At 43.7% G+C, this 24699-nt stretch carries 23 protein-coding genes; 5 read left to right on the forward strand and 18 right to left on the reverse strand.

Annotation, left to right across the window (positions count from 1 at the left end):
• Positions 1–125 precede the first annotated feature (125 nt).
• The gene (locus NWE95_02775) at positions 126–683 is read left to right on the forward strand and encodes an Hsp20/alpha crystallin family protein (protein ID MCW4002819.1); all 558 of its coding nucleotides are present in this window, start codon (positions 126–128) and stop codon (positions 681–683) included.
• A gap of 125 nt (positions 684–808) precedes the next feature.
• Positions 809–1282, forward strand: coding sequence for a hypothetical protein (locus NWE95_02780; protein ID MCW4002820.1), 474 nt, complete (start codon positions 809–811; stop codon positions 1280–1282).
• 12 nt (positions 1283–1294) lie between these two features.
• Here NWE95_02780 and NWE95_02785 read toward each other — a convergent pair whose 3' ends face one another.
• The 6 genes from NWE95_02785 to NWE95_02810 form a co-directional block, all read right to left on the reverse strand.
• Positions 1295–1498: a hypothetical protein gene (locus tag NWE95_02785; GenBank protein ID MCW4002821.1), complete on the reverse strand. Its 204-nt coding sequence runs from the start codon at positions 1496–1498 to the stop codon at positions 1295–1297.
• An 80-nt stretch (positions 1499–1578) separates the two neighbouring features.
• Positions 1579–2178 (reverse strand): hypothetical protein, encoded by a 600-nt coding sequence (locus tag NWE95_02790; GenBank protein MCW4002822.1) that lies wholly within the window; start codon positions 2176–2178, stop codon positions 1579–1581.
• A 135-nt stretch (positions 2179–2313) separates the two neighbouring features.
• Positions 2314–2607 carry an Hsp20/alpha crystallin family protein gene (locus NWE95_02795; GenBank protein MCW4002823.1) on the reverse strand — a complete coding sequence of 98 codons (294 nt, stop codon included), beginning with the start codon at positions 2605–2607 and terminating at the stop codon, positions 2314–2316.
• An 86-nt stretch (positions 2608–2693) separates the two neighbouring features.
• Complete coding sequence (locus tag NWE95_02800; GenBank protein MCW4002824.1) at positions 2694–3086, reverse strand: GIY-YIG nuclease family protein; 393 nt, start codon at positions 3084–3086, stop codon at positions 2694–2696.
• A gap of 23 nt (positions 3087–3109) precedes the next feature.
• On the reverse strand, positions 3110–3568 hold the full coding sequence (locus NWE95_02805; protein MCW4002825.1) for a ferritin-like domain-containing protein: 459 nt from the start codon (positions 3566–3568) through the stop codon (positions 3110–3112).
• Positions 3569–3658: 90 nt separating this feature from the next.
• Positions 3659–5713: a thioredoxin domain-containing protein gene (locus NWE95_02810; GenBank protein MCW4002826.1), complete on the reverse strand. Its 2055-nt coding sequence runs from the start codon at positions 5711–5713 to the stop codon at positions 3659–3661.
• A 208-nt stretch (positions 5714–5921) separates the two neighbouring features.
• On the opposite strand from NWE95_02810, the gene NWE95_02815 reads away from it, so the two are divergent.
• Positions 5922–6740, forward strand: a complete 819-nt coding sequence (locus NWE95_02815) for a hypothetical protein (GenBank protein ID MCW4002827.1) — start codon at positions 5922–5924, stop codon at positions 6738–6740.
• Between the two features lie 243 nt (positions 6741–6983).
• On the opposite strand, the gene NWE95_02820 is transcribed toward NWE95_02815, so the two are convergent.
• From NWE95_02820 to NWE95_02830, 3 genes are all read right to left on the reverse strand, one after another.
• On the reverse strand, positions 6984–7823 hold the full coding sequence (locus tag NWE95_02820; GenBank protein MCW4002828.1) for a hypothetical protein: 840 nt from the start codon (positions 7821–7823) through the stop codon (positions 6984–6986).
• A gap of 18 nt (positions 7824–7841) precedes the next feature.
• A complete protein-coding gene (locus NWE95_02825; protein ID MCW4002829.1) occupies positions 7842–8507 on the reverse strand; it encodes a hypothetical protein in 666 nt (221 codons plus the stop codon).
• A gap of 348 nt (positions 8508–8855) precedes the next feature.
• Entirely contained in the window at positions 8856–9167 is a 312-nt protein-coding gene (locus NWE95_02830; protein MCW4002830.1) for an ArsR family transcriptional regulator, read from the reverse strand.
• Positions 9168–9601: 434 nt separating this feature from the next.
• Here NWE95_02830 and NWE95_02835 point away from each other — a divergent pair, with 434 nt between their 5' ends.
• Positions 9602–10783 (forward strand): archaeosortase/exosortase family protein, encoded by a 1182-nt coding sequence (locus NWE95_02835; protein ID MCW4002831.1) that lies wholly within the window; start codon positions 9602–9604, stop codon positions 10781–10783.
• Here the strand turns inward: NWE95_02835 and NWE95_02840 are convergent.
• Positions 10776–11561, reverse strand: coding sequence for a glycosyltransferase family 2 protein (locus tag NWE95_02840; GenBank protein MCW4002832.1), 786 nt, complete (start codon positions 11559–11561; stop codon positions 10776–10778). The genes NWE95_02835 and NWE95_02840 overlap by 8 nt on opposite strands.
• 17 nt (positions 11562–11578) lie before the next feature.
• Complete coding sequence (locus tag NWE95_02845; GenBank protein ID MCW4002833.1) at positions 11579–12628, reverse strand: NAD-dependent epimerase/dehydratase family protein; 1050 nt, start codon at positions 12626–12628, stop codon at positions 11579–11581.
• A 305-nt stretch (positions 12629–12933) separates the two neighbouring features.
• Between NWE95_02845 and NWE95_02850 the strand changes: the two genes are divergently transcribed.
• Positions 12934–13953 (forward strand): flippase-like domain-containing protein, encoded by a 1020-nt coding sequence (locus NWE95_02850; protein MCW4002834.1) that lies wholly within the window; start codon positions 12934–12936, stop codon positions 13951–13953.
• A gap of 97 nt (positions 13954–14050) precedes the next feature.
• On the opposite strand, the gene NWE95_02855 is transcribed toward NWE95_02850, so the two are convergent.
• From NWE95_02855 to argC, 7 genes are all read right to left on the reverse strand, one after another.
• Positions 14051–14875: a hypothetical protein gene (locus NWE95_02855; protein ID MCW4002835.1), complete on the reverse strand. Its 825-nt coding sequence runs from the start codon at positions 14873–14875 to the stop codon at positions 14051–14053.
• A gap of 98 nt (positions 14876–14973) precedes the next feature.
• Complete coding sequence (locus NWE95_02860; protein ID MCW4002836.1) at positions 14974–17322, reverse strand: hypothetical protein; 2349 nt, start codon at positions 17320–17322, stop codon at positions 14974–14976.
• A gap of 64 nt (positions 17323–17386) precedes the next feature.
• Positions 17387–20386, reverse strand: a complete 3000-nt coding sequence (locus NWE95_02865; GenBank protein MCW4002837.1) for a glycosyltransferase family 39 protein — start codon at positions 20384–20386, stop codon at positions 17387–17389.
• 101 nt (positions 20387–20487) lie between these two features.
• The gene (locus NWE95_02870) at positions 20488–21642 is read right to left on the reverse strand and encodes a M20/M25/M40 family metallo-hydrolase (GenBank protein ID MCW4002838.1); all 1155 of its coding nucleotides are present in this window, start codon (positions 21640–21642) and stop codon (positions 20488–20490) included.
• Positions 21608–22822 carry an aspartate aminotransferase family protein gene (locus NWE95_02875; GenBank protein MCW4002839.1) on the reverse strand — a complete coding sequence of 405 codons (1215 nt, stop codon included), beginning with the start codon at positions 22820–22822 and terminating at the stop codon, positions 21608–21610. Before NWE95_02875 ends, NWE95_02870 begins: the two co-directional genes overlap by 35 nt.
• Complete coding sequence (locus NWE95_02880) at positions 22815–23621, reverse strand: [LysW]-aminoadipate/[LysW]-glutamate kinase (GenBank protein MCW4002840.1); 807 nt, start codon at positions 23619–23621, stop codon at positions 22815–22817. Before NWE95_02880 ends, NWE95_02875 begins: the two co-directional genes overlap by 8 nt.
• A gap of 8 nt (positions 23622–23629) precedes the next feature.
• Positions 23630–24682, reverse strand: coding sequence for an N-acetyl-gamma-glutamyl-phosphate reductase (argC, locus tag NWE95_02885; GenBank protein ID MCW4002841.1), 1053 nt, complete (start codon positions 24680–24682; stop codon positions 23630–23632).
• Positions 24683–24699 lie beyond the last annotated feature (17 nt).

The following is a 24699-nucleotide window of genomic DNA, read 5'->3' on the forward strand; positions in this document are numbered from 1 at the left end:
CGATTTAGATGGGCGACCGCTTTGATGCTTGCTATAGATGCGAGTTTGCGTTTGTGACTGCTATGATACAAGCACATATGTTAATACGGCAGTTTTTGGGGTAATAAAAAATGAGGTTTTTAGTTATGAGTGAAGAAAAGAAGAAAAAAATGTACTATTACTATGGCGGCAAGGAAAAGAAAGCCAGAGAAGCCAAAGAAGAAGCAGAAGGAGAAATCATGCCCTACACCTTCGGCGACATTCAACGAGACTTTGACAGGCTCATGGACAGGTTTGAGCGTGAGTTCGAGGATTTTATTCCAAGATGGAGGCGTGGAATGCGGTGGCGTGGGCCAATGATGCCGATGATGCCGTTCGAAGCAAGGATGCCTTCAGTTGACATAGAAGATAAAGGCAAAGAATACCGTTTGACCGCGGACTTGCCAGGTTTTAGCAAGGAAGACGTAGAGCTTGACGTTACCGAAGATTCTGTAACTATCAGCGCTAAGAAAACTGAGGCAAAAGAAGAGAAAGACAAAAACTACGTTCGCAAGGAAAGGCGTGCTCAAACATTCTACAGGCGAGTGCCACTACCCGAAGAGGTTCGCTCAGATGATGCCAAGGCAACTTTAAACAACGGCATCTTAGAAATCACCTTGCCAAAGAAGCAGCCTAAAGAAACCAAAAAAATCAAAATCGACTAATGCCAAACTGAGACCACCATTTGGCATTCTTTTTCTTTTCAACCGCCGCAAGAGCAAGTTTGATTGCGGATAATATTCTGCATAATGCGATACTTTTTTAAAACAAAAAGCTAAAACCAATAGGCATGCGGCTGTCAACACTCGGCTTAGTTCTTGTCATAATCGGAATTGTAACCTTAGCAATAGGAGCCTACACCTATGCCTATCCAACACCACAAACTAAAACGTCAACAATAGCGCCCTCAGCTGGAATTTTTGAACAACTAGAACTAAAACAAGGCGACCAACTCAAAGTTGCCTTAACCGTGATTGACGGCGAAGGCGTAAGAGTAACCGTGGAGGACCCTCTATCAGAGACCGTTTATAATGGCGGAACAGTTTACGCGAATCTTGCTTTCAATTTGAACGCGCAAAGTAATGGTGCGCACAGAATCAATTTTGTAAACATCAGCCCCACAGATGAACTGACTATAGATTATTCGATAATGTATCCAGCGTTTCCGGGGATGCTGACTTACTTCGCGTTAATCTTAGGCGTGGTTTTGGTGGTTAATGGTTTAGTAGTTATATTAATTTTCAAGCGTTCCAACAAACAATAAACTGCTTGGTTCTTACTGCTGTTTTTTCTCGAGTTTGCTCTCTACTTCGTAATTTATTATGTATAAGCCTACGACTGTTAAGAGTACGCCGACAACTAAAAAGACCCACAGGTTTGTGTAGCCTAAATATTGGTCCATTAGAGTCCAAAGGCTTCTGAAGATAAGCACTGACGCGAAGACAAGAATTAACTCGCCTATGAGTATTTTTAGTCGCATAAACTACCAATGCAAGAAACGTTCATAATTAGCTTTCCATAACTCGCCAATCGCTTAGAAAAAATGGAGGGTATTGTAGCTTATTCTACGTTTATGGCGATGTCGTCAATGAAGTACGTCATATGTGTTTCCCATCTGACAGAGATGCCCAACGCAACGTAAACGTCACCTGAACTATCTGCCTGCACCTGTGAGGAAAAGCTGTAAGCCTTCCAGCCTTCCGCTTGGTTAGCGCCACCTAAAATCTCAAAATCCTCTTCTACTTCAGGATTCTCAATACCGACATAGCCTACTACTGCTGCGATTTCATTGAAGCTCTCTGTCTCGCTCCAGAACTGGAAAGACACGCTGACATTTTTGACCGCGTTTGGTTCAATTGAGATTTTTCTCTCAAGCCAAATCGTGCCATCGTCCTGTAACCCGTCAATGTAGAGCAAAGCGGACTTGTTGCCAGTAAAAGAAACGTTGCCTGCAACTTCAATGCTCCAAGCAACAGACTCTCCAGGCCTGTTAGGGTCTTGAGGCACGTCGGCGTCTGGCATCCAGTCTTCTAAGCCATTTTCAAAACCGAACGAAAAGGTTTGTGGCGGCGGTTGCTGTTTTGGCGGAAAAAGAATGAGACTGGTTAATACGGCAACAACTGCAACGACTGCTACAACTGCATAGAGTATCTTTTTCATTTTTTGAACGCTCGTTTCTTAGAGAATTCGCTTTTGGTTAATATATCACTATTTTTTGGAACAAACTGTCTATTAAATGAACAGCCCAATCAGATTTAGGGAAACGAATTACTCATAAAGATATTAATGAAGCGCCTATTGAATTTCTATCTTCTTACCTTCCGCAGGTTCTTTGAGTGGAAGCCTGAGCCTCAACAGCCCATTTTCGTATTTTGCCTCTGCCTTATCGGCATCAACTTCATGAGCCAGCGTATAGCATCCCGCTAACTCGGCATCATCCCTAGAGCCTGTCACGCATAAACTCTGTTCGCTGACGTGTACTTCAATGTGGTCTTTGTCAACTCCTGGCAACTCAAAATTAATCAGGTATTCTTTTTCGTCGTGGCAAAAACATGCAGTTGGAAGATAAACTGGTCGTGTTTCAGACAATTTAGAAACCTCAATTTTATTGCTACCAAGCACTGCGTATAAAACGTATGTGCTTGTATAGAAGCAGTCACAAGAGAAAAAAACTTTCAGCTCTCTAACGGTTGCATGTTTTCTTTGAGGAACTGGAAGCTTTCAGCGCGGAAGAGGTGGCTTATGCAGTGGCAGTCAGAGCATCCAAAGCCCTTGATTGGCACGCTTTCCTCTGCAAGCTTGGCTGCGATTTGGCATTCCTTGGTTTTGTCGTCTTGTGCGTAGAGAACGTCTGTTACGGTTGCTGCTTCATCGTTTAGCAGGTAGTCGATGTGCCAAAACAGCCGCTTGTTTTTACGCTTATGCCTCGCTACCCGAAGCTCCAAATTGTTCTGTGCTGAGCCAACGTAAACATACAAGCCGCCGTCAAAGACAAGCTTGCCTAAAGCACCGACTTTTACGTTTGTGTTTTTGCTTAGTTTTATGATGAGAACGTATATGCCCTTCAACGGTTACTCCAGTTAAACGCGATTTACTCGATTTTTGATGTCCCAGGCTGAGTGAACGGTTCCGTCATGCCGACAAGCAATTTGCCAAACGTGTCGATGTGGGTTTCTTCTTCGGCAAGAATCTCTTCCAGCAGTCTTCTGGTTGTAAAATCGCCCTCATGCGCTGCAACTTGGATTGCCTGCTTGTAGAGGACAATAGCCTGCTCCTCGTCCTGCTCGTCCTGTTTTAGCATTTCAATTAGGCTTCCGCCTACAAAAATCGGGTCTGGTTTAGTTGTAGGTACGCCGTTTAGGTAGTCTAAGCGCTCTGCTAGGCGTTCGGCGTGTTTCATTTCGGCTATGGCGGTTTCCCTGAAAATTTTTTCTACTATGGCGCCTTCTGTTCCTGTGACTTGAACGTGCTGCCACATGTATTGGATACTGACTTGGAGTTCGCGGGCTATAGCTTTGTTTAAAAATTCTAAAAGACTTTTAGAAGCCATTATAATTCACAAAATACTATACGTTTAATTGGTATATAAACAGCCTAGCTTTTGCTTAACAGCGAAGGTTTTGTGTGTCACAGCACTTAATCATGGCTCTATTCCAAGTTGTTTGAGCATTTGCATGGTGCTGTTAGTAGGCGGTAGGCAGGTTTGGTTTTGGCACACATACGCCGTTGCTTTGCCCTCTAACTGCATGTAGCCTGCGCCTGCTTTGCTTGGGTGCTTGAGGGCAATTGTGGTGGTTGGCAGGTAGTGCTTTCGTAGTTGGTTTAGCATTTCTTGTGTGCTTTGCTCTTTTGGTTCACCGACAATCACTACGCTGTAGGATGTGCCCAATTGGAAGTCGAGCGCTGACACAAAGAAAGTGAACGCTTCAGGCATCCCTTCGATTTCTCGCGCAAAAGTCTGAGACATCTGGGTTGCCAGTTTGTCGTATTTGGGTTGGTTGGTTAAGCGGCTCAGCCACAGCAAGTCATGTAGCGCTACTGAATTGCCTGAGGGAGTTGCGCCGTCATAGAGCGGCTTCATTTTAGGCATGGCGGTCTGCTCGCTGGTTTGGTAGAATCCGCCGTTCTCGTTGTCCCAAAACTTTGCTACCATAACCTCAGCTAAATCGGCGGCGGACTGCAAATATTTCTCCTCAAAAGTTGCCTCATAAAGCTCGATTAACCCGTACACCAGAAAGGCGTAGTCATCTAAGAAGCCTTCGATGGCGGTTTCACCTTTTGCGTAGCGGTGGTAGAGCACGTCATCCCTAAACATTTGTGTTAGGATGAAGTCTGCAGCTTTGGTTGCGGCTTCGCTGTATTTTGATTCTTGAAGAACGTTACCTGCTTTGGCAAGTGCCGCAATCATTAAGCCGTTCCAGTCCGCGAGAACCTTATCATCTATTGCTGGCGCGACTCGTTTTTTTCTTGCCTCAAACAATTTGTCTCTTATGCTGTGGAGGCGGTCGATGAGTTCTTGCAGCGTCAAACCCTCGTACGGCGCTAGTTCCTCAAGCGGTTCAGCTATGTGCAGCACATTCTTTCCGCTTTGCCTTCCCGCTTCAACGAAATTGCCCTCAGGTCTCAAACCGTAAATGTGAACTGCCAATTCCGCGTCTGCAGGAGCCAGCGTGTCGAACACTTGGTCTGTTGTCCAGAGGTAGAATTTGCCTTCTTCGCCCTCTGTGTCAGCGTCCTGCGCCGAGTAGAAACCTCCTTGCGGAGACGCCAAGTCACGCATTGCGTAGTCTAAGATTTCTTTGGCTACGAGAGCATAGCGGTTTGCACCAGTTGCTTGATAGGCTTCAATGTAAGCCATCGCCAGCAAGGCTTGGTCGTAAAGCATCTTTTCAAAATGCGGAACCAGCCAGCTCTCATCTGTGCTGTATCGGTGAAAACCAAAACCCAACTGGTCATGTATTCCGCCTTGCCGCATTTCGTTTAGGGTTTTTTCCACCATGGCAAGCGCGTTCTTTTCGTCTGTCCGCTTGTAGTGGCGAAGCAAATAGAGCAGTTTGTGGGGTGTGGGAAATTTGGGTGCTGAGCCGAACCCGCCGTTTTCCTCGTCAAAATCCAGCATCAAACGGTCATAAGTGTCCTGTAGAACTGCGCGGTCTGGTTCTTTTTGAGGTGTTCTTTTTTCCATGGCTACTATGCGGTCTTTAATGTCAGCACCCACCAGTTCCAGTTGCGCTCGTTGCCCCTGCCACAGTTGCATGACTTGTGGAACAAGGTCTAACATGCCAATCATACCGCCCCTGCTGTATTTGGGGATGTAGCTGGCGGCGTAAAACGGGTTAAGCTGAGGCGTCAAAATCACGTTTAGGGGCCAGCCGCAGTTTCTACCCATCGTTTGACACACAGCCATGTACTGAGCGTCTAGGTCGGGTCTTTCTTCACGGTCAACCTTAATGCACACGAACGCTTGGTTTAGCAGGTCGGCGACTTGCTGGTCGCGGAAGCACTCTTCCTCCATGACATGGCACCAATGACAACTAGAGTAGCCAATGCTTAAGAAGATGGGTTTGTCTTCGGCTTTTGCTTTGTCGAGGGCTTGTTGGCTCCACGCAAACCAGTCCACAGGATTGTAGCCGTGGGCGAGAAGATAGGGGCTTTTCTCGTTAATTAGCCTGTTGGGCTTCTTGTCTTGATGCAAAAAGTGATTTCTCCTGCCTTGCTTTATGAGATCGGGGGTTTAATTAACTGTTTGGATAACACACAAAAAAGAAACAAACCAAGTGTACAACAAAAACCCCAGTAAAACAGACGTTAGGAAGTTTTATAACAAACCCCTACTAAATTCATTATTGGTTACTATGAGATGGGCGGTTTTAGCAACTGCTATTCTGGCGATATTTTTTTTAATGGAACCTTTAGCTCAAAAGGGTGCTGTGGAAGCAAATCCTGGACCAGAATACCCTACAATATTCATACAGTCTCCATCTCCCTATCCAATAGAAATCTATCAGGAAACAAGCATTCTCATACAAGTTTGGCGCGAGTTCTCTCCTTTCGAGAAAACAAGGTCTGTGGACATATACTACAGATTAGATGGTGGTCCTAAAACAGAACTAAGTATCACTACGTTTGGAACCAGTACAGACAAATTTGGGGTAGGAACTTTAGAGAACTTGACAGACGGTTTCCATACGGTGACAGCGTATTCCACTGATACTCAAGGAAAAACCATCTCGGATTCAGTAACATTTCTAGTAAACACTACCATAATATTCCCAAAGCTTCTTTTCTGTCCAACCAATACTACTTACAACACCAAGGAAATACCATTAACTTACATTATTGATGACCCAAAATGCGCAGTCACTTACCGCTTAGACCCCACAACTGTCCCCATGATGGATACCCCAAAACCCTTGTATGGCAATACAACTTTGTCAGAACTCTCTGAAGGCAAACATACAATCACGGTTAAAGCAACAAACTCAGATACTGGATTTTTCTCTAAACAAACAGCCAACTTTACCATCGATACCACTAAACCAGCCCCAACACCAACAGTTCCAGAGTCTTCAACACGCTCGCTAAAGTTTCCAGCAGAATTAGCCATAATATTTCTAACTATAATGGCATTAGCAGTTGCAGTTGTACTAATGAAATTTGCCTACAAACGCCGCCGACCAACAGCACAAACAACCCTCCTTGGAGAAAGAAACTATCCCTGAAGAAAAAATACGCTCTGCTATGATCTCTAACCGAAAAACCTACAAATAGAAGGAAATACGCGTTTAGCAATTCTTCTTACCCCTCGCATTTTTATATCAACCCATCGCCCTAAAGAAAGGTATTTTTTAGATCATGCTTTTTGGTCATTAATCAAACGGCATTAGCATCGTTTTAGTGCGTACTTGAATAGATGAGACGGAAAAGAAAAAATTGGGAATAAGAAGGGGGATCTTTACACACAGTTAGCGCTGAGGGTGGAATAAGTCAATTCCCTGTAGCTGTTCGGTTGGCACCAGGTTATTGTAGATAAAGCCGTCTTCATACTTGCTGAGTTGGACCTGAGCTATTGGTTTGTTGTCTATTTCGGGTTCCTCGTGTATAGTGACTGAGCCGTTAGTCATCGTAATATATCCAATCCTGTATACTTCTACCGAGATTGCGTTTGGTGTTCCTGCACTGGATAAGTCAGAACTGCTCGGTTGGGTGAACGTGCTGTTCGTTGTATAAATGCCGACAGAGCCTATGGTTTTGCTTAAGATATATCGATCAGATGCCCAGTTGTAGCACCACGTACCCCCTTTGGTTCGATAGATGCTCTGATGTATTAAGTCACCTCTGTAACTGTTAATTGTAGCAAAGTCATCTTGGGTGAATGCACTATAATTCGCCGTTCCGACAGTCCATCCATAATATTCAGTTATGCCTGTATCTGCAATTATCTTTACTCCATATAACTCAATAACTGCATCAACAGAACTAGTCATAGACGAAACGGGTGTAAAGTCCAAGAAAACTGAAGATGGATACTCACTGCTGTGAACCATGGTCTCATTAGTTTTTGGGTCAACATAGGAAACTTTATCTGGCGGCAGAGGACCGACATACGCATACGCTATTTTTACCTGAAAATTGGTTTCAGGACCAGCTGGTTCTATGGAGGGTATAACCCTGTTAACTGCTTTGCCGCCGAGTGGTGTTAAATGTGTAGAAGCGTATATTGTTGCAAGCAGAGAAAGAATCATGAAAGCCACAACAAAGGCAAATATCAAGGTTTTCTTTCTTAGCGTAATATTTTTTATCATTTTAGCATCTCCTGAATCTTATTGGTACCAAGTATGCAGGTAGCTCCATCCATTGGGGTCACTTGGATTGTAGGGATTCTGCGTATATGCATCTAGGCTCCACATGGGTCCAAAAGTCGGAGGCCATGGTGGATTGCTTGGATGATAGAAGTATGCTGTGGTAGAGCCCTCAACTGAAGCTTTATAGCCTATGTTTACTGGGGTCCCATCGGGCCACCCGTAGCTAGGTGGATCTATTGCGTAATGCAGATAATAGCAATAATACGGATTCCCCTGCCATCCAGGTGGCGCAGGTGGACTTGCCCATTGAGGTGTACCCTGATATTGGTAATAGTGGTGGTCATCGCCGTTAACGCAGGGGTCGATTATAAGACCGCCTAGTATGGCAAGATCGGATGCTCCGTATTGAGCATTAAAATCCCACCATGCATAGTCAAACCAATATTGATTGGCATAGTATGCTCTTACGCCAAGCCCTACTTCAGTGTTATCTGAAGCTCCTGGTTGAGTAGTGTGGATACATTCTGAATAACGGGGAAAATATAATGCTGGATTAGACTGATACTTATTCCAAGAATAGTTTGCTCCGGATTTATGATGATGCTCTCCGCTTGCTAATTGTACTGCAAGTATCGTCATCGCCAATATAGCAATTAGAAGACAAGTAATTGCTTTTTTAATCATTTTTTTGTCTCCTGTTTCTATTTTGGTTTTTTCTTGATTTGTTCTCTTTTAGCCCTTCGCTTAGGGACTGGCGGTGACACGCCTCGAAAGCAGTCAGCTTTCTTTTGAAGCACAATTTCCTTAAAGGTTGGAAAAAGCACTTCGCGTTATGGTTTTCTCGGTTATAATATAAAAGGGAGACGAAAAGTTTCGGAAATAGGAAAGTCAGCACCAATTTACCCCCATAACACGTTAAAATAGCCGATGGAAAGAAGATTATCATTGTTTTCTATAAAACAGGTGATTCTATCTTCTGATGCCCCTGATTATATCCTTCTTTTATTAAAGATAGTATAGGGGAAGATAGAGTCACGGAAAAGCGTCTTTCTGCACGTATTCTTTATGATTGATTTTGAGTAGCCCAATAATCTGAAGCAATAACTTTGTTTTTTCATTTTCTAAATTCAAGCGTATAAGGCATTGTTTGCCTCTGTATCTTTGAGTAACTAAGCCTTCTTTTTCCAAGATAGCCAAGTTACGATTCACTTCATTGTATGTGCTATTGAGCAGCCTGACAAGGAGCATGATGTTCACTTCGTTTAGCGTGGACAGTTTTTGCAGTATCCTAACTCTGCATGTTGATTTTAATATGAAACCAGTATCAAATTTTGACGCAATCACCCTTCACCATTAAAAGATGTGTGATATGAAGCACGGTTTTCTTAAATTCCATATAAAATTTTGCAAAACCCGATAGCCCCAACTGTCTTGTTGAACAATCAGACAAACTCAACATTCAAGTTGCCAATGTCTTGATTGCAGGTGCTCTGCCGCGTTTAAAGGCGCAATTCTGCCGTTGCCAACCGCAACCTGCTTGTACAACGTCCACAACCAATAAGCAACCGAAACCAGACGCAGACACAAAAAAACAATGCGTAGATAACCCCGCTGGAAGATGATGAGTAAGGGAACCACTTTCTTCTTCTACTACTAGAAAAAACAAAACAACCAAACTACAAGTTACCTATGAATCCCTGCAAACGGCAATTCGGCGTTTTTGGCAAAAAACCTAAATGCAGTAGAGTACCAATGCACTATAAAACAGGTTGAATCTAATGAAAAAATACTGGTTCCACATAGCACTAATAACAATCATCATCCTACCCATTGCACTACTATGCATCTTCGACTACTACAACCTCGAAGGCTACAACCTTCGCTACGACGAAGCAACCAACACCTTCCAAAAATGGGACAACACATATTTCAACGAAAACTTCACCTTCGACGTAACATGGAAAGGCAGAATGTTCTACCTATTCTTCGCATGGTTCCTAATAATAGAAACAGCATTCGACTGGAACGAAATAACCGAAAAAAAACCAAAAAACCGCTACCAAACCATCGCCGCCCTAATATTCGCACTAATACCAACAATCTACGCCTTAGCAACAAACTTTCTCGGCTTAGATTTGGCAGTACTACAATACGGACAATCACTAAACATTCCATTCATAAACACCAGCAACAACCCCTCAGACTTCCTACACCTGTTTTGGCCACTATCAGTCGAATACCTCGTGTTTTTCGTTTTCTTCGCACTTGCAATTATGGTGGCTTACAAACCAAAAGCGCTAAAAACATTCTCAATATCCTTAGCCCTCTTAGGCGGAATAGGCATCGCCTACATGCTAGACACTATCTTTCCATTCGGCGTTCTCCGCCCACTCCAAGAAATCGCCCTCCCAATAACAGCCACCACAGCCGCACTCTTTGACATATTAGGCTACAACGTAAGACTAATCTACCCAGCCGCAAGCGGGGGAGAAGCCCTCCCAGGTTTGATAGTAAGTAGCGGAGGAAACACTGCAAGCGTCTCAGTTGCATGGGCCTGCGCAGGAGTCTACAGTTTACTGCTTTACGTGCTGATAATACTGGTTTTCTTTAGAAAAACAAACATCTCAAGCTTCAGAAAAGTACTCTACTTCTTCATCGGACTAATCGGCACATTCTTCTCCTCAGTCCTAAGAATCTTCTCCATAGTTCTGGTTTATCTAAACGAAGGCAGAGAAGCAGCAATGGTCTTCCACGACAGCTACGGAGAACTATACGGCTTCACATGGATATTCACATTCATTATGATAATTGTCTGCATAGAAAGATTCACATTGGTTGAAAAAACAAAAACAGGCATAAATAAAATAAACTCGTACCTTGAAAACACAAAAAATAAACTTGTTTCCAAACTTAAAAAGACAAACCTGAAGACTGAAACTGACTACTCACAGGTCACTTAGCTTTTGACTGCTCTTGTCTTACAGCCCTAAGTGCCTGGAACTCTGAAAAAATAACAGCAGGCATCTTTTTTACACTATAAACCCGACTGCCGCCCAAACGCTCACGATAAGAGATTGGAATTTCTTTAATTTTGTAGCCATTAAGGGACATTCTGGCAGTAAACTCAAGCCAGAAATTATACGGAGAATACTTTACATCTCTCGCTATTTCATGTGCAAGGTCAACTTTCATAAGCCGCATTACGCTGGTAACGTCCTTGCACTTTACAGGGAACATTATCCGCTCCAATATTTGCAGCCCTCGTGAAAGCATCCTGCGGTAAGCTGGTTCCCGCCGAGCCATCCGTCTACCCATAACGATGTCTGGTGAATCACGCTGCATTATACTCCACAGTTTAAAGAAATCATCTGGTTCATACTGCCCATCAGAATCTACAGCCACAACATAATCATACTCTTTAGGACTGATATTTAGAAACGCTTCCCTCATCGCTCGCGGATACCCTTTCTTTTGTCTACTCATTTGTGTATGTAAACCAGAAAATTCATCTTTTAATTTCTCAAGAACCTCTTTCGTTCCGTCTGTACTGCCGTCCTCAAAAACCCATACGTCAACATTACCCATCTTGTTGACGACTTTTTGGTAGAGCTCTCTAACCGTATGCTCGATAGTGTCTGCCTCGTTATAAACGGGCATTATCAGAGCTATTTTACGATCAATTTCGTTTTTGGTGTACTTCTCGTGATTTTTGAGGTCAATACGCACTTTGTTTCGCACTCTGCGTTTACTTTTGTTCACCGCTCTAACAATAATTTCTCTAGATTAGCTTTGACTTCTTCTACATTACGGTGAGCGTAGTACCAATCTATAGTTTTCTTGAAACCTTCCTCGTAAGAAACCTTAGGAGACCAATTCAGAACTTTACGCGCCCTAGTTAAATCTGCAGCTCTTGACGCAACCCCTTGAGGCTTACTTAAATCACGCTTAATCTTTTTCGGTTTCCACCCAACCAGATTAAACACTACTTCGATAGCCTGATTAATAGTTAGGCGGTCGCTACGCCCAGCATTAACTGGCGAACCATCCTCAATTTTTTCCGAGGCCGCCACTAAAGCATCCACAATATCTTGGACGTAAGTGAAGTTTCGGTCCTGTTCACCATTCCCCCAAATCACGTATGGGTCCATTTTGATGAAGGCTTTAGCAATTAGAGCTACAATAGCATGGGTCTCATTCTCTCGTGGTCCGTAAGCAGTGAAAATGCGAACAGCCGCAGTCTTCATGCCATATTCTTTGTGGTATGCTTTTAGAGCCATTTCACCCATAAGCTTCGCCCAACCGTATTCTAAGTCAGCGAATGCCTTGTCCCTAACAAACGGGTCAGCATCATCCTCCTTAAGCAAATAATCAGAGCCTGCCTGTTCTTGAAGATAAGAAGGATACACACACGCGGAACTGGCAAAGCACAATCTATCTACGCCTGCCTTGCATGATTCCTCAAAAACCAGCTGATCCAAAATCATGTTTGAGCAACATTCAGCTGGGTGCGTGTCTATGTAACCTCTTCCGCCGTGAAGGGCTGCAAGATGAAAAACAACATCCACTCCGTTTACCATACGCCTTGTAAAACTTCTGTCTTTGAGGTCGCCTTTGTAAACGGTCAAATTTTTGGATTCCCATTTATCTGGGCTTTTTTGAGTAAATGGATAATTCAAGTTTTCCAGTTTCCCGCTGGAAAAATCGTCAGCTACCAAAACATCAGCGCCTTGGTTTAGGAGGGTATCAACCAAATGGCTTCCAATGAAAGACGCACCGCCTGTTACAAGGACCATTTTTCCTTTCATACTCAACATACACCACAATTGGATAGACTCATGTTCTATCTGCTCTTTTTATGTTTTTTCATAACCTACGGAAAAAACCTTCAAGATAGGAACATAAAATACATTTTTCACCATAGTTGGAAAATGTTCTATATAGTTAATTTCAACAGTATCATTTGCTTTAGTGGGTAGTCAGCACGTACATATTTATGGGTACTAATAGGAGGTGGTTTAACGCTATCTTATTAAGGAGGAAGACCGCAACTCATACAATTCAAGCGTTGGCGAGGCCTCGCATAATTGCAATGGAGGAATAGCTGATCGTTATGCATGTTCGGAAGAGAACCATAATTCAACTCATCGTAGGTATCGCCATACTGCTTTGGTTGCTTCAAGTCGCAAATATCGGTGATACGTTTAACGCAATCTTGCAAGTTAACGCCCTCAATCTGGTGGGTGCGGCATTTCTTTTTGTGGTTTCTTCCACAGTGGTTGGATTTGCGTTATATGTGCCCTTGCGAAACTCTAATCCGAACGTCTCTATTCGAAATGTAATATTGGCTAGTTTTGGAGGTCAATTGCTGAGTGATGTTACTCCGGCGCGTTCAGGCTATTTTTTGACGCCGATTTTTATCAATCGTTTAGCCGGTGTTCCAGTTGAGCAAGGCATGACGGGGGTTCTTGCAACTGGAAGCATCAATGCGCTTGTTAAGGCTGTAGTGTGCTTGCTTGGTTTGGGATACTTTATTAGTTTTCTGCCTCTGCCAGCCACGGTTGTCAACTCGTTGATCGTTGGAGTTGTGATTTTGCTGGTTGCAGGAGTCTTTTTACTTTTGCTTATGTGGGAAAAACGGATGTCAAAGCTTGTTGTTAAGCTTGAAAGTTTGCCTTTGATTGGGAAGAAATTGCACAAGTTTACTGAGATGTTTACGAATGTTCAGCGGGAAGGTCGAAGAGTGAGAGGGGCTTTGATTGTTGTTGCGCTTTTGATTTTGTTGTCCCTGATAGCGAATGCGGGTGCTTTGTATCTTATTTTCACCGGGCTTTGGGGCAGTAGTTCGCTTAGCATTCTGGATTTCTTTTTGATGGCGTCTTTTGCTTCAGCACTAACTTACATTCCAATTACAATTGCTGGTTTGGGAGTTCAAGAAGCAGGGTACGTGCTTCTGTTGCAACTGTTACTGGGATTGGGTTTAACGAGCGTTGACCCAAGATTGCTGGCTTTCGCGTTCATTACTAGAATCTTGTTTACGGGAACAGACATCATCGGGTTAACGCCGCTAATCAAAGTTGGACTTAACCCAGATGCAGAAAAAGTTTCCCAGCCAAACCCAATTTCTCAATAATATAAATGTAAAAAAAGGCAAAAGTTTGCAATAATCACTGGGTTGGTAAAGATTCATTAGTTTGAATAAAAAAAGAAAAAGGAATCAGATTCCTTTTCTAAAGTCCTATGGTACGTTTACTTGCAAGATTTGCCACTGAACGTTTTCGTAAAAGCACTGAACCAGCAATGACAGCGACAGACGACACCGCTATTAAAACAGCCATGTTTAAACTTTCAGGAATCGGATCAGTAGAATATGGAACGTCGCCCCATTGATTGGGAACATCTGGGGAAGTTGGAGGCCAAGCTTGTAATCCAGAGCCACCAGCGCGTGCATCGTTAACTGCTACTCTCATTGCAAATTGAGCGGGGACTCCTACCGCCTGTTTTTCGAATCGGATTTCATAAATGTAGTGGTTCGTGGCTATTGTGGGCGAGGAAGCCAAAGTGCTGTTTATTTGGACAGTGGATGGCGCAGTGGCGGCTACCCAGCCGGTTCCTGTTCCTTTATACCATGTTGGAGTGCCGTGTCCCATTATTTCTAGTTTCCAATCGTTTGTTTGTGGTGCTGTTCCTCCATCGTATATCATTTCTGTGCTTCCGTCAAAGCATATTTGCAAATAATCGCCTGCATCATTTGTGGCATCTGTGCTTTCAACTAAAATTGCTAGATAAATAAGGAAGCTTGAACCCTCCATTTGAAATTCATATTTTGTTCTGAAGGCAGCGTTTGTCCCAAAACTAGTTGATTGAGCATCAACCCATTCAGTCGGGCTAGTCCATGCTCCATCTACAGTGACGGCGTTTGTTTGTGAATAACAAGTATGTGTATAGCCTGCTTGTACTGCATTGACTGTGCCTGCAAGTGTTAGCAAACATACCGCTATCAAAGGTAAGGCAATCAGCGTTAACCTTTTAAATAGAAATTTCGCATTTTTCATTTTCATTTTTCTCCTGTTTAGTAAATGGTTTTCTGTTATTCAACGTAATGTGCTTAAAAGTTTTTCCATTCATTCATTTCGGCTAACTCTGCAAATGCTTAAGCGCTTATAAGTTGAGGATGCAAGTTAATGTAGAACCTCAAATTTACGGTTACAATAAAAGTGTTTGCCGGGCTTTCTTCAGCATCTATAATGTAGAATGTGTAATAGCCTGCTTTTTCTGTTCTCCATATGAACCCTGAGCTTTCTAAACCTAACGTGTTATTGCATAGTCCAGAGCGTGTTCTTATTGGCTTGTAGTCTTGGATGTTATCGACTAGCCCGTTATATAATGTGACGTTGACGGGTTTACAACTGGTAACTGTGGCAATCATTAATCCGCCTCGGTAGTCAACAGGAATAGGCAGGTAAAATTTGCCCATACTAGGCTGTGTGGTGTTTGTAATTGTCAGGTTAAATGTTACGTCTTTTAGTGGTGGAACCATGCCGTTCTGTGCGAAAGCTTGGTAAAGTGTTTCTTTATCAACTGGTCCCACATGATAGACAGCTGTCCCGTTTACTCCAACAAAGAGTGGTGGCAGATAGCGGCTGTCGCCGAGGTATTTTGTGAGGGTGCAGTTCTCGTAAGCAGGCGGCACCCTATTGTCTGTTGGGCTAGCCCATGGCACGCTGAGAAGGTGTGTTACGCCTCTTTCTTGCAGGAACCTTATATTTTCTTCAATAGTCTGCATTTTGTATAGTGGTGCTGATTCATTTCCGTCCAAGGGCATGACGTCCCGTTCAATATAGTAGTATTTTATGTCAAAGGTTGCGATTCGAGCGTTTGCTGGAGTGTTTTCGTTAATCCATTTCCAAGCATCGCCTTCTTCAAATGTCCGCGACAGGTAGAGCCATTTATCTGCTCCAGATTCAGGTTGAGGTTTAACTGTAAACGGAACCATCAATACGCTTGAAAGAATAATCAGCGACAGAAGCGTTCCAGCGGTAATTTGTGAAACTCTCGGTGCTCTCGGCTTCAGTGTGAAAATTGTGGAGAAAAGCACCGCCAAGATTGGGGATGCAATTATTAGGTAACGTGGAAACGCCACGTGAAACGCCATTATCGTAAGGCAGAGAAGTAACACGTAAACAGAGAGCGCATAAAAAAGGTTTTTTCGCTTAGAAAAAGTAAGATACACTATTGCCACTATCGTTAGGCAAGCTCCCAGTTGGCTTAGCACAGTAGCTAAGCCGTGTAATGGAATTAAGGTGTAGTGCTGGAAGTGGAGTAGCGTCGAAGTTCTTAACAGGGGGTCTAAGTATTTGCCGATACCAAAAAAGGGATACAAGGGATTGCCGAGCAACATAAAATTGCGAGTGTACCAAGGTAAAACAACAACTAAACCAAGCCCAATTAAGCCCATTAAGCGGTTAGGGACTAATTTTTTGTGTATTGCGTAAAGTATCAAAATACCAAAAGAAACTAGACCAATATAACTTGTAAGCGCTGCGAAACCACAAAACAATGTGCCAATAAATTCATATTTTTTGGCGTCAGACGGGTTTGCATGGTGTGCCTTAAAGAAGAAAAAGGCTGCCATTGTAACCATGAATGTTAGAGCCATGAGATAGGTTTCCAGAATGAAGAGTTCCCAAAAATAGGGAACAGCACACAATGCAGAAACTGCAAAGATTGAGAAGGTTCTGTTTTTGTTTAGTGACATTGCAAATTTGTATGTAACCAATGCGGTAGCCAAGCTAAAGATTGGTGAAAGAATTCTGTAGTAGAAATCATTAGAAGCCCCAGCCAGTGCATACATAGAGACAGCGGTAAGTTGAACTCCTGGTGGGTAACTTGCACTCATTTCTAAACCTATGGATGGTCCAGCAATGAGCGGAATTTTGCCGTTTTGAAAAATAATTTTGGCATAATATAGTCCATATCCTAATGAATCCCATTCTGTGGCTGGTAATGCCAATGTTTTGTATAATCCAAGAAGAACTAGTGCGCCGATAATAACCATCAAGGCTACGGTTAAAATGTTGAATCTTGTTATTCGAAAATCGATTTGTGTGTTTAACGAGAAAGGGGCAAGTTTTATTCGGAATCCTCTCAACACCGCAGTTGAACTTAAAGTGATAAAGAGAATCAGTTGAATCAAGAGCACTGTTAAAAATGAATATTCCCATAAAAGTCCCAGCAGAATCATGGCTACAAAGTTAATTCCAAAACCTAAACCAATCGAAAGCAACAACCGCTCTATAACGCCTAATTTATTTTGATATAGTATAACCGACAAAAAAAAGCCATTGACAAATATGAAAAAGAGACCTCCCCATCCGCCGTCGAGGGGAATTGATTCAATTGGTGTGGGGAACACGTTATTTGAGCTTAGAAATAAAAAAAGAACGAATAAGGAAACGATGCTGAGACTTGCTAAGAGTAGACTGATTTTCCGTGTGCTCATGGATTCCACATGTCTTGTGCTGTAAAAGCTGAACATCGCTCAGATGCTTCAAAAGTTAAATTAGTTAAGGTTTGCCAGAATATGTAGCGTTTCCCCCTATCGATATATGCACGTCCACCTTTGGGTTCTCATATGTCTCTCTCATTATTACAACAACTGTGTATAGACCAGATTTTTCCGTTTCAAAAACTATTGATGGGTTAATTTCTCCCCTCGTTATAGAGTTAGGAGTTCTATCGACCAGCGCATGGCGTGCCCACCAGTTTGTAGTTTCCGAGGGGTGGATTATGCCTTCGAAGACTTCTATGCAGACTTCTTTTTCATAAGAATTTGTGGCGACTTCGATTTGTTTGCTGTAGTTCCACATTGGAACGTAAACGGTGAGCGTATAAGGACTGGTGCTATTCATTAACTCCATGCTTAAGGTGCTGTTAAAGGAAGGCATTAGGGCCCTTCCCTGCGATTCGTAAGGTGCAGCATAAATCTTGCTTACCGTGAAATCTTCTTTGTAGGCATGGAACCCGAACTCAAAAAAGCCCTGTTCGACCACAGGAGCCATGATTTCATATTCCCGCCATTGCCCCGTGTTATTTCTTGGAATAACAGCGTACCCATTAATCCAATTTTGGGTATATGGGTCATGCAAGTTTACACTAACAGGGTCTTTGCCGACATCAAGATAAGTTATTTTTAAACTAGTCAAGTTAGTAGCTTCGACAAACAGTCGTGAAGTATCATTTCCAGCCGCGATAGACTGCGCAGCCACGCCATTGATTGATTTAACTTGGCTCCATCCCTCTTTACTTATAGAAACTGGGGTTGAAGAGTTATCTGTTAGTGGACTTTTCAAAGGACCAACATTGAAAATCCTGCTATTAAGTTCTGGGTCCAATATAGTTGGGAAATATGGAGACGGCGCACCCAGATACTTAGCCAGTGGCAGTATATCAAAATGACCGTGAAGTCGCGCCCAGTCAACATCAAGGATGCATGTTACGTTTTGGCTACGGAGAAACGCAACCATCTCGTTTGGGTCAGTAATATTATACAGTTCCCTAGCTTCCCAGCCGTCTAGATAGAAGAAGTATTCGTTACTGCAATTTTTTATATAGTAAATTCTGTTGTCGATAGTGGCTACTTTTTGTCCCTCAGCCAAGTTTTCATTTAACCATTTCCAAGAGATTGTTTCATTATACCACTGATTTAATGAAAGCCACAAGTCACCGTTAGGATTTTTTAGAAGCCACAAATAATCCTCAGACACCTTATCAACAAGGTTCTCTTCATACAGTTTCCCACCCATACAAAGCGTTAAGCTGGGAAAAATAAAAGATGCAAACAATATTGCCACCAAGCCCACCCTAATGAGGGTGCTCTTGCGGATAGAAGGCAAGCGATTATAAATTTGGCGTAAAGTATCTTTTGGATAACTAATTTCGTATCGCTTAGTCATTTCCAATACTTTCATGATTGGCAAAGCGCTTACGAAAGCAAATCCCGGCATTGCAAACACCATGTGGTGAGGAAAACCCCACGTGATACCGCTCATGATGAGCAGGCTCAAAGATAAAGGCCAGATTGCTATTAGCCACAATTTTTTGTTACTAACAGTGGGCAACAGAACAAGTCCTAGTATTGTAAAGAAGGAGATTGCTGGAAAACTTGTCCTATAAGTCAGGAAAATCATTATTTGGTCGAATAAGGGAACTCCGGGTTCTCCGAAGTAGCTGTTGAATGCCGACTGTTTTATGCCGTTGATTGTTGTTTGCATAATTAGCGGGTCGATGTTTATTCCGCCTAACACGGTGTAGGCGTTGGGATAGATTGGGTTGCCGACTAAGACAAGGTTTCGCAGGTACCATACGCCGCCGATGATTAAAGCGGGAACGAGTACCAACAGGATTCTTTTGATAAGGACGGTGTTCTTGATGATTTGCAGCGAATGTTTCTTGTGCAGAAGATATGCAAGTAGTGCAATGAGTAAAAACGGTGCAAGATACAATGTTATGTATGAAGTTAAGAGGGCAAAGCCATAGAATACTCCGCTACTTATCCAGTATTTGTTGTCTCCTTTGGTTATGGCAAGTAACAGAAACAGTATTGAAACTGTGCAGAAGAAGGTAAGAATCGCGTAGCTTGTTGCATAGATGGAATAGCGGAAAAATAATGGTGTAAGGGAAAGAATCAAGGCGGATATCAATCCGAATTTTTTTCCAGCGATAACCTCTCCAAGTTTGTATGTTGCAAGAACTGTGAGAAGACCCATCACTGGTGGAATTACTCGTAAAAAGAAATCTTCGATTGTGCCTATCTGAATGTAATAGTATGCTCCGAGCGCAGAAAACAAAGGTGGAAAATTTGCGCTCATCTGGATTCCGATTGATGGCCCTGCGATTACTGGAATGCCGTGTTCTTTGTACATGATGTTAGCCATTGCTGCATGGTACACGATAGCATCCCAGTGTATAATGACTGTTAAAAGTGCGTGATAGAAGCAAAGGAAGAAAATTACACCGATAGCAACGCAGATGGGTAACCAAAATTTCCAGTTTGGCGGCCTTGCAATTTTTAATGAGAAGTGCGGTGTGACGATTTCTTTTAAGGTTAATCTTTCCTTTAGTTTTTTTCTTAAGAAAATAGTTAACAGAAAGCTAAGGCTGACAATCAGTATTACGGCGTTTAAAGGTAGTGCAAACAGGTTCTGCAGGATGCCAAGGATGATTGTTATGAATCCTGTGAAGCCGAAGCCTAAACCTATTATGCTTAGGAGTTTTATGCTTGTGTCTTTCTCATTGTGCAGTAGCAGGCAAGAAGATGCAAAGCCAAGAATTAATACTTCGATGGTAGCTAAAAAAGCCCAGGGAACCCCAGCAATTTGGACTGGAGTATAATTTATTTGGGGGTTAAGTATCCAAGCGACGCATTGATTGAGCGCGGGTATCCATGAGCGGTTTTCGAACGTGTACACAAGCCAAGCGCATGCTAGAAAAGTCAATATCAATGGAAGGACTAACAGACTTTCCCTGTTTTCGCTTGCACGGTTTTCTGGTGCTTGGGTTTGCACGTTCCATCCTCGAAATAGCCAAATTCGGTAGAGATGCATCCCTTATTATTTGGAGGGGGTATAAAGCAGTTACCAAAAAAACGCAAGCTAATGCCCTATAATCATGCGTTCAAGTTGTTCTCGGCTTTCTGTGTTTGCCCATTCTTATTGTTGTGCAGTTCGGACAGTTTTAAGAGCGCTTCTTTGTAAACCTGAATAGCTTGCAAGTACTCGTCGATGACAATGTGCTCATCAAAAGTGTGGTCAAGATGGGACTCGCCAGGACCATACGTGACAATGGGCAGGTTCATGGCTTTGCCTAGAATGTTCATGTCGCCTGTGCCGGTTTTCCGCAACAGTTTTGCAGGTTTGTTTAGTACTTTGCGAACTGAAGAAGACAGCACGTGCACAAGTGGTGAGGACGTGTTTGCTTCGAACGGTTCCACAGTATCCATAACCATGGGTTTAATCTGCACCTTAGGGTTGGCAGCTTGGTAGTTTGCTATTATTTTTAGCATTTTTTCGTAAACTTGCGATGTGGAGAACTGGATTGGCACACGTACATCAAGGTTCATTTCAACCTCGAAGGGAATAACCGAGTTGCCTTTTCCACCCACAACACGCACAAGGCAGACTGTTATGGCTCCGAACGGGGTTTCCTCAGGTTCAAGGGAGGGATATGGGCAGGCGGCTTTAATTTGCGCCCAGAGTTCATAAGCCTTCTCTAATGCGTTTTCAAAGAGCCAAGGAGTGGACGAATGGCCAGTTTCTGTTTTAATTACGATTTTTAGTTGAATCTGACCTTTATAGCCGATTGTAACGTTCTCAACGCCGCTGGGTTCACCAAAAATTGCGTAATCAGCTTTGATGCCCTGTGTTATCAAGTGGCGCACACCTTTGCTTGTGGCTTCTTCTTCAACCACACATGCGACCAGTATCTTACCTTTAAAGGCGGGTTCTTTAGCGGCTTGTGCAGCGGCTATTATCATTGCGGCAAGTGGGCCTTTAGCGTCTACTGCGCCTCTTGCGTAGATTTTTCCTTCTTCTATACGTAGGGGCGTGTGCCCTGCTACGGTGTCCATGTGTCCGCATAAGAGGATGACGGGTTCGCCTTCGCCGACAACACCGATTACGTTGCCAATGTCGTCTTTGCCTACTTCAAACCCCATCTTTTTCATGCTTGCCGCTATGAAGTTAGCTATGTCTTCTTCTTCGCCTGAGGGACTGTAGATGCCTAGCAGGTTAGTTAGGAACCGTACTGCTGCTTGCTCGTTCATTTTCTTCTTCTCCAAGGACTAAATCTAGAACGCTGATGGCTTTATCGATTTGTTCTTTTTCGATAACCAGCGGCGGAAGCATGCGCACTACTGTTCTGCCAGCGTCAAGCACAAGAACACCTCTACCAAGCGCCTTTAGAATAACGTTAAGAACATCAAAACGAAGCTCCATGCCGAGCATGAAGCCTAAACCGCGAACTTCCTTGACGATTTTATGCTTCGCCTGTAATTGTTCAAGTTGGGTTTTGAAGTATTTGCCGTTGACAGCAGCTTTTTCAACCAGCTTTTCTTCCAAGAGCGCGTCTATGGCGGCGCATCCAGCGGCGCAAACCAGTGGGCTACCACTAAAAGTGGTTGAGTGTTCGCCAACTTTGAGTGCTGACATGATGTTTTCTTTAGCTATGGTTATGCCGATTGGTAAGCCTCCAGCAAACGGTTTCCCCATGCACATTATGTCTGGTGTGACTCCCCAGTTTTGGCAACCGAAGAGTTTGCCTGTGCGACCGAAGCCTGTTTGCACTTCATCAAAGATAAGCAAGACGCCTTTTTCATCGCAGATTTCCCGCACTGCTGGCAAGTATCCGTCAGGTGGGACACGTACGCCGCCTTCGCCGCGAATTGGTTCCATAAGGACTGCGGCTGTTTTTTCCGTTATGGCTTCTCGGAGTTTGTCTGGGTTGTCTGGGGCAACGTGTTTGATTTCTGGAACAAGCGGCATGAAGGGTTCGCGGTATTTTTTGTCCCATGTGGCTGATAGGGCACCCATCGTTTTTCCGTGGAAAGCGCCCATGAGTGCGATTATTTCTGGTTTGCCTGTGGCTTTGCGGGCTAGTTTTATGGCGCATTCAACTGATTCGGCGCCGCTGTTTGAGAGGAATGCTTTGTCTAAGCCTTTAGGCGTTATTTGGACTAGTTTTTCTATGAATTCTGCTCGTTTATCGCTGTAGTAGCAACTATGCGAAGTTATTAGTTGTTCAGCTTGCGCTTTTATGGCAGCGACAACTTTTGGGTGACAATGCCCCAGCAGTGCCACACCGTAGCTGGTTGCGCAGTCAACGTATTCTTTGCCGTTAATGTCCCAGAGCAGTGCGCCTTTGCCTTTTGTGAAGACGACTGGTTTTTTTGAGAATACGTTTGCTAAGTAGCGGTTTTCAATGTCCATTATTTCTTTTTCATTCACTTGTTATCACTGTACCGACTTGATGATTCAAAACTGATGTGATGGGCTGTTTAGCTGTACCTGAAGTTATGAGGACTTCTTTGACGCCTTGATTTAGCGCTTCTAGCCCAGCGTGTACTTTGGTGCTCATGCCGCCGCCGATTTTGGAGAGCACTTCTTTAACTTCGGTTGCGGCGATTTTTGGAACACGCTCACCTTTAAGCATCAAACCTTCCACATCTGTGAGTAGGATTAGTTTGTCTGCTTTGAGTGCTCCTGCGACTATGGCTGCGGTGCGGTCGCCGTCAACGTTTAGGGGTTCGTTGTCTTGGCTTAACGCGACAGGAGTCACTATGGGCACATAGCCTTTCTCAAGCAACAGGTTTAGGAGTTCGGTGTTGACTTGTGTTATTTTGCCTGTGTATCCGCCATCTATGACTTTCTTGCGTCCGCGTTCATCTACAACGATGAGACGGGCTTTGCGCTCAGCCTTTAGGATTGCCGCGTCTAATCCGCTTAAGCCAACTGCTTGGATTCCTTGGCTCTGCAGTGCCAAAACGATTTGTTTGTTCATTTTACCTGCCATAACCATGGTGTAGATTTCGATTGTTTCTTTGTCTGTGTAGCGGCTTCTGAAACCCTCAGGGGAAATGATGAATTTTTGTTCTTTGCCCAGCTTCGAGGCTATCTCTGTGACTTCCACGCCTCCGCCGTGGACAAGGATAACTTTGTGTTGTTTTGTGATTTCTTTTAGGTCTGCGACTAAATCGGTTGATGCGCCCTCTTTTAGGATGCTTCCGCCCATTTTTATTACAAGCAACATACCTATCACATCGGGTGGAACCCAGTGCTCTTGAGGCCTGTGGTTTCATCTATGCCCATGAGTAAGTTTAGGCATTGCACGCCTTGCCCAGAGGCACCTTTAACCATATTATCTAACGCTGAGAAGAGTATGAGACGGTTTGCATGCTCGTCGATTTCAAAGCCCACATCGCAAAAGTTTGTGCCCATGGTTACTTTTGGGTCGGGCAACTGGAATTGTCCTTTCTGGTATTTCACTATACGTATGAAGGGTTCGTTGCCGTACATGCCGCGGAAAGCTTTCCATAAATCCTTGTTAGCGATGGGTTGCGTTGGGAAAGTGTGAATAGTTGCTAAGATACCACGTACAATATTGACTGCATGCGGGGTAAACGAGATTTTGACTTTTTCGCTTCCAATAGCGTTTAATTCCTGCTCAACTTCGGCGATATGGCGGTGCCCAACGACTTTGTAGGGACGCACACCGTTAGAGCGTTCAGGGTGATGAGAAGCAGGTGTTGCTTTACTGCCGCCACCAGAAGAGCCAACCTTTAGGTCCACTACGATTTTGTCTTTGTCAATGAGTCCAGCCTTCACGATGGGCGCTAAGCCTAAGATGGCGGCTGTTGCCTCGCAACCTGCACAGGCGACAAGTTTTGCTTTTTTTATTTCTTCTCGGTGAAGTTCTGGCAGTCCGTATGCGGCTTCTTTTAGCATTTCTGGGTGAGCGTGTGTCCAACCGTAGTAGGTTTCGTAGTCAGCGGGGTTTTTGAGGCGAAAGTCCGCGCTCATGTCTATGACTTTTAAGCCTGCTTCAAGCAGTTTTGGGACTAGGTTAACTGCGCCACCGTGTGGGGTAGCTGTAAACACTAGGTCACAGTTCTTTTGTAGTTCAGCCATGTCTTGGGGTACAAATTTTAGTTGTGTTAAGCCTCGCAGGTTTGGGTGTACGTTGAAGATGAATTCTCCTGCGCTTTGGCGAGAAGTAACCATTGTTACCTCTACCTGCGGGTGCATCAGTAACAGTCTTAGGAGTTCTCCTCCAACGTATCCTGTTCCGCCGATTATTCCAATTCTCATCATTCTTCTTTTTCTCT

The sequence above is a fragment of the Candidatus Bathyarchaeota archaeon genome, assembly GCA_026014725.1.
In the GTDB taxonomy this organism is placed as follows: Archaea; Thermoproteota; Bathyarchaeia; order Bathyarchaeales; family Bathycorpusculaceae; genus Bathycorpusculum.